At 64.1% G+C, this 12,378-nt stretch carries 15 protein-coding genes and 1 pseudogene; 4 read left to right on the top strand and 12 right to left on the bottom strand.

Features of this window, described 5'->3' with window-relative positions:
* Nucleotides 1–43: 43 nt before the first annotated feature.
* Complete coding sequence (rplS, locus tag H5P29_RS05580) at nt 44–592, bottom strand: 50S ribosomal protein L19 (RefSeq protein ID WP_067956097.1); 549 nt, start codon at nt 590–592, stop codon at nt 44–46.
* Between the two features lie 362 nt (nt 593–954).
* Between rplS and H5P29_RS05575 the strand changes: the two genes are divergently transcribed.
* Nucleotides 955–1,710: a sulfite exporter TauE/SafE family protein gene (locus H5P29_RS05575; protein WP_185910256.1), complete on the top strand. Its 756-nt coding sequence runs from the start codon at nt 955–957 to the stop codon at nt 1,708–1,710.
* Between the two features lie 10 nt (nt 1,711–1,720).
* Here H5P29_RS05575 and H5P29_RS32430 read toward each other — a convergent pair whose 3' ends face one another.
* The 3 genes and pseudogenes from H5P29_RS32430 to rimM form a co-directional block, all read right to left on the bottom strand.
* A complete protein-coding gene (locus H5P29_RS32430; protein ID WP_246670871.1) occupies nt 1,721–2,149 on the bottom strand; it encodes a DUF4279 domain-containing protein in 429 nt (142 codons plus the stop codon).
* A 6-nt stretch (nt 2,150–2,155) separates the two neighbouring features.
* Nucleotides 2,156–2,830 (bottom strand): annotated as a pseudogene (gene trmD / locus H5P29_RS05570) (tRNA (guanosine(37)-N1)-methyltransferase TrmD); the annotation flags it as partial.
* Nucleotides 2,827–3,423: a ribosome maturation factor RimM gene (gene rimM / locus H5P29_RS05565; protein WP_067965934.1), complete on the bottom strand. Its 597-nt coding sequence runs from the start codon at nt 3,421–3,423 to the stop codon at nt 2,827–2,829. The gene rimM and the pseudogene trmD, both read right to left, overlap by 4 nt.
* A 69-nt stretch (nt 3,424–3,492) precedes the next feature.
* On the opposite strand from rimM, the gene H5P29_RS05560 reads away from it, so the two are divergent.
* A complete protein-coding gene (locus tag H5P29_RS05560; protein WP_154386741.1) occupies nt 3,493–4,431 on the top strand; it encodes a tyrosine recombinase XerC in 939 nt (312 codons plus the stop codon).
* 122 nt (nt 4,432–4,553) lie between these two features.
* Entirely contained in the window at nt 4,554–5,624 is a 1,071-nt protein-coding gene (locus tag H5P29_RS05555) for a TraB/GumN family protein (RefSeq protein ID WP_154386742.1), read from the top strand.
* 9 nt (nt 5,625–5,633) lie between these two features.
* Here the strand turns inward: H5P29_RS05555 and H5P29_RS05550 are convergent, their stop codons facing one another.
* Nucleotides 5,634–6,107, bottom strand: coding sequence for a DUF2867 domain-containing protein (locus tag H5P29_RS05550; RefSeq protein WP_154386743.1), 474 nt, complete (start codon nt 6,105–6,107; stop codon nt 5,634–5,636).
* Between the two features lie 189 nt (nt 6,108–6,296).
* Between H5P29_RS05550 and H5P29_RS05545 the strand changes: the two genes are divergently transcribed.
* On the top strand, nt 6,297–6,650 hold the full coding sequence (locus H5P29_RS05545; RefSeq protein WP_083948376.1) for a hypothetical protein: 354 nt from the start codon (nt 6,297–6,299) through the stop codon (nt 6,648–6,650).
* A 92-nt stretch (nt 6,651–6,742) separates the two neighbouring features.
* Here H5P29_RS05545 and lpdA read toward each other — a convergent pair whose 3' ends face one another.
* From lpdA to odhB, 7 genes are all read right to left on the bottom strand, one after another.
* Nucleotides 6,743–8,149 (bottom strand): dihydrolipoyl dehydrogenase, encoded by a 1,407-nt coding sequence (gene lpdA, locus H5P29_RS05540; RefSeq protein ID WP_154386744.1) that lies wholly within the window; start codon nt 8,147–8,149, stop codon nt 6,743–6,745.
* A 26-nt stretch (nt 8,150–8,175) separates the two neighbouring features.
* The gene (locus H5P29_RS05535; RefSeq protein WP_154386745.1) at nt 8,176–8,931 is read right to left on the bottom strand and encodes an SDR family oxidoreductase; all 756 of its coding nucleotides are present in this window, start codon (nt 8,929–8,931) and stop codon (nt 8,176–8,178) included.
* Nucleotides 8,928–9,422, bottom strand: a complete 495-nt coding sequence (locus H5P29_RS05530) for a hypothetical protein (RefSeq protein WP_067956089.1) — start codon at nt 9,420–9,422, stop codon at nt 8,928–8,930. The genes H5P29_RS05535 and H5P29_RS05530 overlap by 4 nt, the downstream gene beginning before the upstream one ends.
* Complete coding sequence (locus H5P29_RS05525; RefSeq protein WP_067956088.1) at nt 9,422–10,066, bottom strand: LysE family transporter; 645 nt, start codon at nt 10,064–10,066, stop codon at nt 9,422–9,424. The genes H5P29_RS05530 and H5P29_RS05525 overlap by 1 nt, the downstream gene beginning before the upstream one ends.
* The gene (locus tag H5P29_RS05520) at nt 10,063–10,521 is read right to left on the bottom strand and encodes a VOC family protein (protein ID WP_067956086.1); all 459 of its coding nucleotides are present in this window, start codon (nt 10,519–10,521) and stop codon (nt 10,063–10,065) included. Before H5P29_RS05520 ends, H5P29_RS05525 begins: the two co-directional genes overlap by 4 nt.
* A 36-nt stretch (nt 10,522–10,557) precedes the next feature.
* A complete protein-coding gene (locus tag H5P29_RS05515) occupies nt 10,558–10,971 on the bottom strand; it encodes an MAPEG family protein (protein WP_154386746.1) in 414 nt (137 codons plus the stop codon).
* 126 nt (nt 10,972–11,097) lie between these two features.
* Nucleotides 11,098–12,369: a 2-oxoglutarate dehydrogenase complex dihydrolipoyllysine-residue succinyltransferase gene (gene odhB, locus H5P29_RS05510; protein ID WP_154386747.1), complete on the bottom strand. Its 1,272-nt coding sequence runs from the start codon at nt 12,367–12,369 to the stop codon at nt 11,098–11,100.
* Between the last annotated feature and the right edge of the window lie 9 nt (nt 12,370–12,378).

Here is a 12,378-nt window from a genome sequence, read left to right as displayed (position 1 = left end):
AAAAGGGCGGCCGAAGCCGCCCTTTCGAAATCAAGTCCGGAAATTACTCGGCTGCGGTCTCGGCGGCGGCTTCAGCTGCCTTGGCGGCCTCGGCTGCTGCCTTCTTCTCGGCGGCTTCCTGAGCGGCCTTCTCGGCGGCCAGCGCCTGGGCTGCGGCAACCTTCTCGGCTTCGATACGGGCCTTCTCGGCGACCAGTGCGGCACGCTCGGCGTCGTTCAGCTTGCGGGCGCGGACGCCGGTGTTCTCGGTGATACGAGCCGACTTACCGCGACGATCGCGCAGGTAGTAAAGCTTGGCGCGACGCACCTTGCCGCGACGGACGATCTCGACGCCCTCGATCATCGGCGAATAGACCGGGAACACGCGTTCCACGCCTTCGCCATAGGAGATCTTGCGGACGGTGAAGTTTTCCTGGAAGCCCGAGCCGGCGCGAGCGATGACGACGCCTTCATAGGCCTGGACGCGGGTACGCGAGCCTTCGGTGACGCGCACCTGGACGCGCACGGTGTCGCCCGGCTGGAATTCCGGCAAGGTGCGCTTGGCTTCGATCTTGGCGGCCTGTTCGGCCTCGAGCTGGCGGATGATATCCATCTCAAAAATCCACTTCTTGTTCTTCCGACAGCCAGAGCGCCCAACGCTCGCCTTGCAGTTCCAAATGACCGCTTGGGTATGCCTTCTTCCCTTGCGGGCCTTCTGGCAGGGGCGACTACACCGTCACTGTTGACGGGTCCGGTCGATTATTCGTCCGGTTCGGGCGGGCACATAGCGCTATTTCGGCCATTTGTCACGCCTTTGCCGCTTCTTTTTTACGCGCCTTGCGTGCAGCGCTCCAGCGAAGGATGGCGGCCGGCGGCCACAAAGCCAGTTTCACCGAGGCACTGGACAACGTGCCTTGCCTTCCCTGCGTCAGCTTCCTAGAGAGCAACGAACGCAAACCACCTCTCAGGCAGCCCGTGTCCCTCGTCACAATTGGCATCCTCTTCCTCGCCGGCTTCCTATCGGGAGTCGTCAATGCCATCGCCGGCGGCGGCACCTTCCTCACTTTCGGCGCCATGACCATGCTCGGCGTCCCGCCGATCTCGGCCAACGCCACCTCGTCGATCGCCCAGTTCCCCGGCTACATCACGTCGACCTGGGCCTACATGGCCGACATCAGGCAGATGTGGCGCGGCGCCGTCGCCTTTGCCATCATTTCGGCCGTTGGCGCGCTGGCCGGAGCGCTCATCCTGCTCTCGCTCGACAATGTCGCCTTCGGTGCGCTCGTGCCGTGGCTTCTGCTCGCCGCCACCGCCCTCTTTGCCGCCGGCCCGTGGCTGCGCCCGAAGAAGCTCGCCGCGCGCGCCGCTGATGCACCGGCCTCGCTCGCCGGCCGCATCGTTCAGTTCTTCACCTCGATCTATGGCGGCTTCTTCGGCGCCGGCATGGGCGTGATGATGCTGGCCACCCTCGGCCTCACTGAAGGCGGCGACTACCACCGCCTCAACGCGCTGAAGAACATGCTCTCAATCGTCATCGCCGCGGTTGCCATCATCATCTTCGCCTCGGGCGGTGTCGTCGCCTGGACCCATGCCGCGATCATGGTGCCGGGCGTCGCGCTCGGCGGCTACGCCGGCGTCTGGACCGCCCGCCGCGTCCCCCAAGCGCTCGTACGCACCTTCGTCGTCGCGGTCGGGCTGTTCCTTGCGTTTTATTACTTTAGCAAAGGCTAAATCAGGCTGACTATCTTAGCAGCTCGTCGTGATAGATATCGAAGTCGATTGAAATCCTGCGCTGGGACAGAAAGTTCAGCGTTTCTTTATCGAGATTGAAACCTTGGTTGTAACCAGACAGCCAAAGGCAGCACGAGACTTCGACAGCGAACCTGTCAGCGAGCGCTGACCAATCAACGTTGGGAAGCAGTTTGTCAAAAAGCGACGCTATCGCCCCGTCGATATCGTCCGATCCCGCCTCGGAGATTTTCCAATAGCCAACCCTTTTTTTGGTCGGCTTTGCCTTCTCCGAAATCTTGACGAGGTCCCCCTTCTTCCAGGAAGTTCTCGGCTCGCACCCCAACAGGGCGGTTATTTCATTGGGATCAAGGCCTTCGCCTGTCAGGTTCAAACTAACCTGAGAGCGGATTTCACCGACGTAGCTTTCCTTAGTGCCCATGCTACGCAGCAGATCCGGCCGCCGCTCTTTGGTCAGCTTCTCTGCCTCGGCGCGGCGCCATTTGGCGATCTTGCCGTGGTTGCCCGAGGTCAACACCTCCGGAATGGCTCGGCCCTCGAATTCCTGCGGCCTCGTATAGTGCGGATGCTCCAGCAGCCCGCCCTCGAAACTCTCTTCCTCGCCCGACACGTCGTTGCCCATCACGCCGGGCAGGAGCCGCACGACCGCGTCGAGCAACACCAGTGCCGCCGGCTCGCCACCCGAGAGAATGAAGTCGCCGACTGAAATCTCTTCCAGCTCGCGTGCGTCGATCACGCGCTGGTCGACGCCTTCGAAGCGCCCGCACAGGATCACTGCACCCGGCCCCGCGGCCAGTTCACGCACCCGCTCCTGCGTCAGCGGCTTGCCGCGCGGGCTCATCAGGATGCGCGGACGTTCGTCACCCTCGGGCGAAGCGTCGTCGATGGCCTTGGCGATGATGTCGGCACGCAGCACCATGCCGGCGCCGCCACCGGCCGGAGAATCGTCCACGGTCCGGTGCTTGTCGGTGGCGAAGTCGCGGATCTGCACCGCCTCCAGCGCCCAGTCGCCGCGCTCCATCGCCCTCCCGGCCAGGGACAGCCCCAGCGCGCCCGGAAACATTTCCGGATAAAGCGTGAGCACGGTTGCTCGGAACATCAGCGATTGCCCCCGGCGTCCTTCGGGCCGCGCGGCCGTTTGTCGAACTCGCCATCGGAGGGTGCGTCTTCGTCGTCCTCGTCATCGACAAGTCCGGCCGCCACAGTGTCGATGGCCACGAAGCCGCCTGATACATCGACGACCGGCACCGCGGCCTGGGTGAACGGGATCAGCACGCCCTTGCGGCCCTGGTACTGGATTTCCAAAATGTCGCCGCCGCCATAATTCTGCACGGCAAACACCTTGCCCACCGGTGCGCCGGTTTCATCGCGAACCTGAAGGCCGACCAGGTCGGCGTGATAGAACTCGCCCTCGTCACCATCGTCGGGCAGCGCCGAACGGTCGACGAACAGCTCCGTGCCCGTCAGCGCCTCGGCCGCGTTGCGGTCGGCCACGCCCTTGAAACGCACCACCACCACCTCGTTGGCAGGCCGGATCGCAGCGATCTCGAAAGCGCGCCCGTCCTTGGCATAGAGCGGGCCGTAGTCGGCCAAAGCCAGCGGGTCGCCGGTGAAGGTCTTGACCCGCAACTCGCCCTTGATGCCATGGGCGGCGCCGATCACGGCCATCTGGATAGGATTTTGGGGTTTGGCCATCGCCTGCTTCACTGCTTGTCAACTTCACGCGTTCAACACTGCCATATTCCAATCGGACGCCCGCTGCCAATGCAGGAATTCCTCATCGCCGCAAAACCCGACCTGCAATCAGCCCGCGAAGGCTGGCTGAAGGCGCTTGCCGGCGAACGTCGCCTCTCGGCAGCAACGGTCGATGCCTATGAGCGCGACACACGCCAGTTCCTGCAGTTCCTGACCGGCCATAATGGCGGCCCACCCGGCATTTCCGACATCAGCGACCTGCGCCCGGCCGACCTGCGCGGCTTCCTTGCCTCGCGCCGCGCCGACGGCGCCGGTGCCCGCACGCTCGGGCGCGGCCTTGCCGGCGTTCGCTCGCTGCTGCGCTTCCTCGAACGCCAGGGCCTGGTCAATGCAGCCGGTTCGTCGGCCCTCAGGGCGCCGAAGCAACCGAAATCGCTGCCCAAACCGCTGACCGCGGTCGATGCCAGGCGTGTCGTCTCGGTGGGCGAACAGCTCGCCGAAGAACCATGGATCGCCGCGCGCAATGCCGCCGTGCTGACCCTGCTCTATGGCTCAGGCCTGCGTATTTCCGAAGCACTCAACCTGTCCGGCGCGGAACTGGCCTCGCCTGCCGACACCGTGCTGCGCGTTTCGGGCAAGGGCGGCAAGACCCGTCTCGTGCCGGTTCTATCAGTTGCACTCCAGGCCGTCGCCGAATACCGCAAGCTCTGCCCCTACCATCTCTGCGCTGGCGGCGCCCTGTTTCGCGGCGCGCGCGGCGGCCAGCTCGATCCGGCAATCATCCAGCGCGAGATGCGCAAGATGCGCGCAGCACTCAACCTGCCCGATACGGCAACCCCGCATGCTTTGCGCCATTCCTTTGCCACCCACCTGCTCGGCCGAGGCGGCGACTTGCGCACCATCCAGGAACTGCTCGGCCACGCCAGCCTGTCGACGACCCAGATTTACACCGGCGTCGACACGGCGCGGCTGCTGGAAATCTACGAAGCCGCCCACCCGCGTGCCTGACGCCTCGTCCGAAAGTCGCCCCCGATTTCCGGAGCATATTTCGCCTGCAACAGCTCTTGCGGCTCGACAATTGTCACCACCGCATTAACCGTTTTGCCGTTTTTGACCGTTACACCAGCAGCATGACACGTCTCGCTGCCATTGCCGATCGCACCTCGCTGTTGTCGTTGAAGCTGCTTGCAGCACTCAACATGCTGTTCTTCATCCTGTTCTTCGCCATCGCCTTCCTGCTCGCCGGCAAGGCACATGCCGAGGCGCCTGTTTGCACTGGCTCCGACATGCTGGCCGAGTTGCAGAAGAGCGACCCGGCAGCGCTCGCCAGGATCGAAACCGAGGCCAGGGACACGCTCAACGGCCAGGGCCTGTTGTGGAAGCTGGAAAAGCCCGGCCAGAAGCCGTCCTGGCTCTACGGCACCATGCATGTCACCGATCCGCGCGTCACCGTGCTTGAGCCGGCGGCGCAAAAGGCCTTCGACGGATCGCACACGCTGGTCATCGAAACCACCGATGTGCTCGACCAGCAGGCGATGGTCGCCGGCCTGATGAAACAGCCCGAATTGATGATGTTCACCGATGCGACGACATTGCCGTCGTTGCTGTCGGCAGAGGAAGCAAAGATCGTCAATACGGCGCTGGAAGCGCGCGGCATCCCGCCGGCAAGCGTGACCAAGATGAAGCCGTGGATGCTGTCGGCGATGGTCGCCCTTCCAGCCTGCGAGCTCGCCCGCAAGTCCGGCGGCGCGCCGGTGCTCGACATCCTCTTGGCCCAGCAGGCCAAGGCGGCCGGCAAGCAGGTCAATGGCCTCGAAAGTGCGGCCGACCAGCTCTCGGCGATGGCGTCGCTGCCGATCGAATTCCATATCAAGGGCCTCGTCGAAACCCTCAAGCTCGGCAACCGCATGAACGATGTCATCGAAACGATGGTCGTGCTCTACCAGCGCGGCGACACCGGCATGTTCTGGCCGCTGTTCCGCAATGCGCTGCCGAGCTCAGCCGGCGACGAGACCAGCTATGCCGCCTTCGAGGAAGCGATGGTGACGACGCGCAACAAAACCATGGTCGAGCGCGCCGGGCCGCTCGTCGGTCCGGGCGACGCCTTCATGGCCGTCGGCGCGCTGCACCTGCCCGGCCCGGACGGGCTGGTCGAGTTGTTCCGCAAGGCCGGTTACACCGTGACGGTGGCCGACCGCTGACAACTGCTTCTAAGGCTTGGCAGCCCGCGCCAGCATGGCCGGAACGATGATCCTGTGGAACGGCAGGACAATGGTGAGATAGGTTCGGCCGAGCCAGTTGTGCGGCTTGACCAACGTTGTTGCGCTGACCTCCTGCCGGCCCCCACCAAGCTCTGTCAATTCGACAACCAGCCTGAAATCGAGATGGTGGTCGTCCAAGCCAAGCACCATCCGCTGCCCGGACTGGCTCAGCACAGGGAACATCCCCTTCCGTTCCAGCTCCGGCGCAAGGTCTTCGTCGCGAGTCTTCAAGCCGAACGGCCTGACCATCACGTTGCGCAGCGTCATCAGTGCCCCGATCCAACTCGGCCGATGGCGGAACACCCGCTCGGCCGCAGTCCCGACGTCAAGACGCTGGCCATGCACCACAACGGTAAATTTGTCGGCGAAACTCGCGCCGGGCAATATTTGCGCGGCATCGGGAAAGACAGGCACCACTGGCATGTTCTTGGCCTCTGCTCATTGCAACCTGACCGAGCCTATTCCTGTTTGATCGCCTTTGGAGCGTGGCGAAACGACGCCGCCGGAACGTTCGTTTCGAAATTTTCACGTCAAAGTGAAACCGAAACGGCCTTCGCGCGTTGATTGCGATGTTCACGCAACGATTGCGGAGCGCAGCTGAGGGAGATCTCAATGGTGAACAATCCAGATCCAGGACGCCCGGCCGGCCAGTCGAGCATGGGCAGCACGTGGCTGATAGCCATCATCGTCGTGCTGCTCGCCGCGGTGGCCTATTACATCTTCGGTCCCAAGACCGCCGAAGCTCCGGCACCCGCCGAGCCACCGGCAGCGACGGCCCCGGCACCAGCTCCGGCCGAACCTGCTGCTCCGGCACCGTCGGGCACGATGGCGCCCGCGCCTGCTGAACCGGCCCCCGCGCCGGCACCTGCCGAGCCTGCACCCGCACCGGCCACTCCGGCTCCGGCCGAGCCAGCGCCTTCGGGCGGCGGCACAACGGCTCCGGCCCCGGCACCTTCCGGCGGCTAAGGTACCAGCTCAAATGCAAACGGCCCGCTCATCGAGCGGGCCGTTTCAATTTGGTTCGAAACGAACTGCGGACCGAAGCGATCCAGCGGTTCTTACATGTGGATCGGCTTGAAGAAGGTGGCGAGTGCCGCTTCCTTCACAGCTTCCGACATCGTCGGGTGCGCATGGCAAGTGCGGCCGAGATCTTCCGACGAGCCGCCGAATTCCATCAGCACCGCCGCTTCGTGGATCATCTCGCCGGCGCCGAAGCCGACGATGTGCACGCCCAGCACCCTGTCGCTGTCCTTGTCGGCCAGCACCTTCACGAAGCCGTCGGTGTGCAGCATGGCGCGCGCCCGGCCGTTGGCGGTAAACGGGAACTTGCCGACCTTGTAGGCAACGCCGGCCTTCTTGAGCTCGTCTTCGGTCTTGCCGACCGAAGCCACTTCGGGGCTGGTGTAGACCACACCGGGGATGACGTCGTAGTTCACATGGCCGGCCTGGCCGGCGATGATCTCGGCAACCGCCACGCCCTCGTCCTCGGCCTTGTGTGCCAGCATCGGGCCGACGACGACGTCGCCGATGGCATAGATGCCGGCAACGTTGGTGCGCAGATGGCCGTCGGTCTTGACCCGACCACGCTCGTCCATCTCGACGCCGGCTTCCTTGAGCCCCAGACCGTCAGTGTAGGGCCGACGGCCGGTGGCAACGAGCACGACATCGGCCTCGATGGTCTCAGTGTCTCCTCCCTTTACCGGCTCGAAGGTCACCGTCGCGCCCTTCTTGGCCTTGGCGACACCCGTCACCTTGGAGCCGAGTTTGAACTCGAAGCCCTGCTTGGCCAGCATGCGCTGGAACTGCTTGGCGACGTCGCCGTCCATGCCGCCCAGGATGGTGTCGAGATACTCGACAACAGTCACCTTGGCACCGAGGCGCGCCCAGACCGAGCCGAGCTCGAGGCCGATGACGCCGCCGCCGACAACCACCAGATGAGCAGGCACCTTCTCCAGCGACAGGCCGCCGGTGGACGAGATGATCACCTTCTCGTCGAACTCGACATTGACGCCCGGAATGCCGGCGACGTCGGAGCCGGTGGCGATGACGATGTTCTTGGTCTCCAGTTCCTGGGTCTTGCCGTCGGCCCCGGTCACGCCGACCTTGCCGGCGCCCAACACCTTGCCGATGCCCTGGAAGCTTTCGATCTTGTTCTTCTTGAACAGGAACGACACGCCGTTGACGTTGGCAGCGACGGTCGCATCCTTGTGCGCCATCATCTTCTTCAGGTTCATCTTCGGCGTGCCGACCTCGACGCCGAGCGCGTCGAAGGAATGCTGCGCCTCGGCCAGCATTTCCGACGCATGCAACAGCGCCTTGGAGGGAATGCAGCCGATGTTGAGGCAGGTGCCGCCGAAGGTCGCGTTCTTCTCGACCACGGCGACCTTCAATCCGAGCTGCGCCGCCTTGATGGCGCACACATAGCCGCCTGGGCCCGAGCCGATTACGACGACGTCATATGCCATTGTTCTTTCCTTCTTGCCTGGGGCGGTCAGCGACCGCCGCTCACATTCAAAATCGAGCCCGTCGTATATGATGCCTCATCCGACAAAAGCCAGATGACGGCACGGGCAACTTCTTCCGCCTTGCCTTCGCGTTTCATCGGCACGAGCCCGCGAATGGCGGCGATCCGGTCGGGCTGACCGCCCGACGCGTGGATTTCAGTGTCGATGATGCCGGGACGCACCGCGTTGACGCGCACGCCCTCGGTCGCCACTTCCTTGGCAAGCCCGATGGTCAAGGTGTCGATCGCGCCCTTGGAGGCGGCATAGTCGACATATTCGCCGGGCGAGCCGAGCGAGGCGGCCGCCGACGAGATGTTGACGATGGCGCCACCCGCGCCACCATGCAGGCTCGACATGCGCTTCACCGCCTCGCGGGCGCACAGGATCGAGCCGACGACGTTGATGCGCATCATGCGCTCGAGTCTGAAGGCGCTCATCTCGTCGACGCGCGCCTTCATGTCGACCACGCCGGCATTGTTGACGAAGGCGTCGAGCCGGCCATAGGCGCGGTCAACCTCGGCGAACATGGCGAGCACGTCGGCCTCGTTACCGACATCGCCCTTGATGGCGATGGCATCGCCGCCTGCCGACTTCAGCTCGGCCACCAGTGCTGTGGCCGCGGCAGCGTTGGACACGTAGCTGAACGCCACGCGATAGCCGGCCTTGGCCGCCAGCCTGCAGATGGCGGCCCCGATACCGCGGCTGCCGCCTGTGACCAGCAGGACTTTTCCCTGAGCGCTCATTCCTGGCACCCCTTCAGCTCGAACACGTCCCACGGCACTTTGGAAAAGCCTTGGGGACCATAGGCTGCAGATGTCCTGAGCCCGTGGCCCAGGTCGGAGAAGATAAGTTTCTTCGGCGCGGCCGCCGCGATGCGCTCGCGCGGCAGAAGCCCGACATTGCCCTGCTCGTCGACGCTGTAGATCACGCCCTGCCACACCGTGCAGGCTTCGATCTCCTCGCCGGTCACGTCGCCTTCCGGGCACTGATGCATCAGCATGCCGTTCGGCCGCGCCACGTCCTGCGACCACATCACCACGCCGTCGAGCACGATGGAATTGTCCATCACCATCTTGAAGCTGTTGGTCACGGTTGCCGATTCCAGCGTCGGCCGGAAGTCGATCTCGGCGGCACCGTCGCGGTCGCCATAGACGGCAAGCTCGATCGGGCATGCCGCTTGCGCCACCGTCGCCGACAGCACTGCAACAGCCGTGATCAGTGCCTGAAGCCGCATCAGCCGGCCTGCACGGTCGCGAGCTTCACGCCAAGCCCGATGAAGATCATGCCGGTCACCTTGTTGAACCAGCGGCCCCAGGCGACGAAGCGCTCGCGCACCGAGGCCATGGTGAAGAACATCGACACGCCAACAAACCATGTAATCAGCACCACGGCCATCAGCAGCCCGTAGACGCCCTTCACCGCGGCGGGCGTCTCGTGGCTGACCATCGCCGTGAACAGCGGCAGGAAGAACAGCACCGCCTTGGGGTTGAGCGCATTGGTGACGAAGCCCGTCAGGAAGCAGCGCACAGCAGAAATCTCCCGGGTCTCACTTGCGCCCGCCTGCACCTCGACCGACGCCATCTCCATCGGCCCGGCACGCAGCGCCTTGATGCCGAGATAGAGCAGGTATGCGGCACCGGCCCACTTGATCAGCGAAAACAGCAGCAATGACTTCGACACTATCAGCCCGATGCCGAGGATGGTGTAGCTGACATGAAACAGCAGCGACACGCCGATGCCGAAGCTGGTGATGATGGCGGCGCGGCGGCCATGCACGATACTCTGGCGCACCACCATGACGAAATCGGCACCCGGCACCACCATCAGCACCGAGAACACGGCCAGCAGGCCGGCAAATTCGAACGCATATTGCGTCATGCCTTGTCACTCCCCGACTGCGCGCCCAGTGATGCATTGCCCAAGGGCGCATTGAACGCCCAGACATGACCGAACGGATCCTGGATCTTGGCGTAGCGTGCGCCCCAGAACATGTCGTCTGGCTCCATCACAGTCTTCGCACCAGCCGCCACCGCCCGCTCGACCGCCTGGTCGACCTGGCCGGGCAGCTTCAAATTGATGTTGACGGTCATGCTGGCGCCGCCGCGGGAGAGCGGCGACAACACATCGCCGCCGAATTCGGGAAACTCGTCATGCAGCATCACCTCGCTGCCGAACATGGCGAGGTTGGCATGCAGTACGCGCACGCCGTCATCGGCCATCTGCTCGAAGGTCTCGACGGCATCGAACGCCTTTTCGTAGAAGGCGATCGCCTCCTTGCCGTCCTTGACGCACAGATGCACCTGGATTGCGGGAATGTCTGGTTCGAAAGCCATGCGACCGTCTCGTTTCGGTTTCTTCAGGCGGCAATGTTACGTCATCAGGCGCACGACCATCAGGACCAGCCCGGCGATCGAAACGAACCAGACGAGCGTACGCAGCACCGGAATTCCGCCCACGTACAGCAAGGCATAGACAAGGCGGGCGACGATCCACATCACGGCGCCGACGGCACCCAGTTCGCCCGTCTTGCCTGTCACCGCCAGCGCCAACGCCAGCGCGATGAAGGCGGGATAGGTCTCCAGCATGTTGTTGAGCGACCGGATCAGACGCCCCGAAACGATGCTCTTCGGCGCGCGGCCGTCGTCACGCGAACTGAGCAGATACTTGATGCTGAAATCGCCCGACAGGTCGAGCGAAAGCGCCTGCACCAGTATGTGCGCGATCAGCAGCACGACACTCCAGCCCAGAACCCAGATTTCAGTCGATGCTGCTGCGGCTTCCATCACCACTACCGCCCTCGAAGCGCAAGATAGCTGATCAGTACGGCGTCTCCGGCCGCTGGCAAGTCCGGCATTAGCTCAGGAAAGCAAAGGGGCCCGGTCAGCCGAGCCCCTTGAAGCCTTTTTCGATCAGAGGTCGAGAACCAGACGCTCCGGATCTTCCAGGCTGTCCTTGACGCGGACCAGGAAGGTCACGGCTTCCTTGCCGTCGACGATGCGGTGATCGTAGGACAGTGCAAGATACATCATCGGGCGGATGACGATCTGGCCGCCGACAACGACCGGACGGTCCTGGATCTTGTGCATGCCGAGGATGCCCGACTGCGGTGCGTTCAGGATCGGCGTCGACATCAGCGAGCCGTAGACGCCGCCGTTGGAGATGGTGAAGGTGCCGCCCTGCATGTCGGCGACCGACAGCTTGCCATCGCGCGCGGCGAGACCGAGGCGACCGATTTCCTTCTCGATCTCGGCGATCGACATCTGGTCGGCATCGCGCACCACCGGAACCACCAGGCCCTTTTCGGTGCCGACGGCAACGCCGACATGGGCGAAGTTCTTGTAAATGATATCGGTGCCGTCGATCTCGGCGTTGACGGCCGGGATTTCCTTCAGCGCATGGGTCACCGCCTTGGTGAAGAAGCCCATGAAGCCGAGCTTCACGCCATGCTTCTTCTCGAAGATGTCCTTGTACTTGGTGCGCAGCGCCATCACCGCGCTCATGTCGACCTCGTTGAAGGTGGTCAGCATGGCAGCCGTCGACTGCGCTTCCTTGAGGCGGCGCGCGATCGTCTGGCGCAGCTTGGTCATGCGCACGCGCTCTTCGCGCGGAGCGTCTTCGGTTGACGAGGGAACGCGTGCCGCAACCGGTGCGGCGGCAGCGGCCGGTGCCGCGGCGGGCGCCGAAACGCCCTTGGCAATGGCTTCGAGCACGTCGCCCTTCAGCACCTGGCCGCGCTTGCCCGAACCGGCGACCTGGTCGACCGACAGGTTGGTCTCAGCCAAAAGCTTGGCAGCAGCCGGTGCCGGCGGCATCTTGCGCTCTTCGATCGGGGGCGAGCCGGCAACCGATGCGGTCTGCGCTACGGCTTCCTTGACGGTCGATGCCGCGTTCGGGGCCGACGCCTGGGCGACAGCCGCGGGCTTGGCAGCAGCCACGGCGCCATCGCCGGCACCGATGGTGCCGAGCAGCGCACCGACGCCGACGGTTTCGCCTTCCTTGACGGTCAGCTCGACCAGCACGCCGGCGGCAGGCGCCGGCACTTCGATGGTGACCTTGTCGGTCTCGAGCTCGACCAAAGGCTCATCTGCGGCGATCACGTCGCCGGCCTTCTTGAACCACTTGCCGATGGTTGCCTCGGAAACGGATTCACCGAGGGTAGGGACACGGATTTCGGTAGCCATTTTTTTGCC

The sequence above is a fragment of the Aminobacter sp. MDW-2 genome (assembly GCF_014250155.1).
Taxonomy (GTDB): Bacteria; Pseudomonadota; Alphaproteobacteria; order Rhizobiales; family Rhizobiaceae; genus Aminobacter; species Aminobacter ciceronei.
This window is presented reverse-complemented; position numbering and strand designations above follow the sequence as displayed.

Excerpts from the sequence above, each read along its gene's own strand:
- rplS (WP_067956097.1), bottom strand. The coding sequence starts at position 592 with ATGGATATCATCCGCCAGCTCGAGGCCGAACAGGCCGCCAAGATCGAA.
- H5P29_RS32430 (WP_246670871.1), bottom strand. The coding sequence starts at position 2,149 with ATGGGCACTAAGGAAAGCTACGTCGGTGAAATCCGCTCTCAGGTTAGT.
- rimM (WP_067965934.1), bottom strand. The coding sequence starts at position 3,423 with ATGGCCAAACCCCAAAATCCTATCCAGATGGCCGTGATCGGCGCCGCC.
- H5P29_RS05560 (WP_154386741.1), top strand. The coding sequence starts at position 3,493 with ATGCAGGAATTCCTCATCGCCGCAAAACCCGACCTGCAATCAGCCCGC.
- H5P29_RS05555 (WP_154386742.1), top strand. The coding sequence starts at position 4,554 with ATGACACGTCTCGCTGCCATTGCCGATCGCACCTCGCTGTTGTCGTTG.
- H5P29_RS05550 (WP_154386743.1), bottom strand. The coding sequence starts at position 6,107 with ATGCCAGTGGTGCCTGTCTTTCCCGATGCCGCGCAAATATTGCCCGGC.
- H5P29_RS05545 (WP_083948376.1), top strand. The coding sequence starts at position 6,297 with ATGGTGAACAATCCAGATCCAGGACGCCCGGCCGGCCAGTCGAGCATG.
- lpdA (WP_154386744.1), bottom strand. The coding sequence starts at position 8,149 with ATGGCATATGACGTCGTCGTAATCGGCTCGGGCCCAGGCGGCTATGTG.
- H5P29_RS05535 (WP_154386745.1), bottom strand. The coding sequence starts at position 8,931 with ATGAGCGCTCAGGGAAAAGTCCTGCTGGTCACAGGCGGCAGCCGCGGT.
- H5P29_RS05530 (WP_067956089.1), bottom strand. The coding sequence starts at position 9,422 with ATGCGGCTTCAGGCACTGATCACGGCTGTTGCAGTGCTGTCGGCGACG.
- H5P29_RS05525 (WP_067956088.1), bottom strand. The coding sequence starts at position 10,066 with ATGACGCAATATGCGTTCGAATTTGCCGGCCTGCTGGCCGTGTTCTCG.
- H5P29_RS05520 (WP_067956086.1), bottom strand. The coding sequence starts at position 10,521 with ATGGCTTTCGAACCAGACATTCCCGCAATCCAGGTGCATCTGTGCGTC.
- H5P29_RS05515 (WP_154386746.1), bottom strand. The coding sequence starts at position 10,971 with ATGGAAGCCGCAGCAGCATCGACTGAAATCTGGGTTCTGGGCTGGAGT.
- odhB (WP_154386747.1), bottom strand. The coding sequence starts at position 12,369 with ATGGCTACCGAAATCCGTGTCCCTACCCTCGGTGAATCCGTTTCCGAG.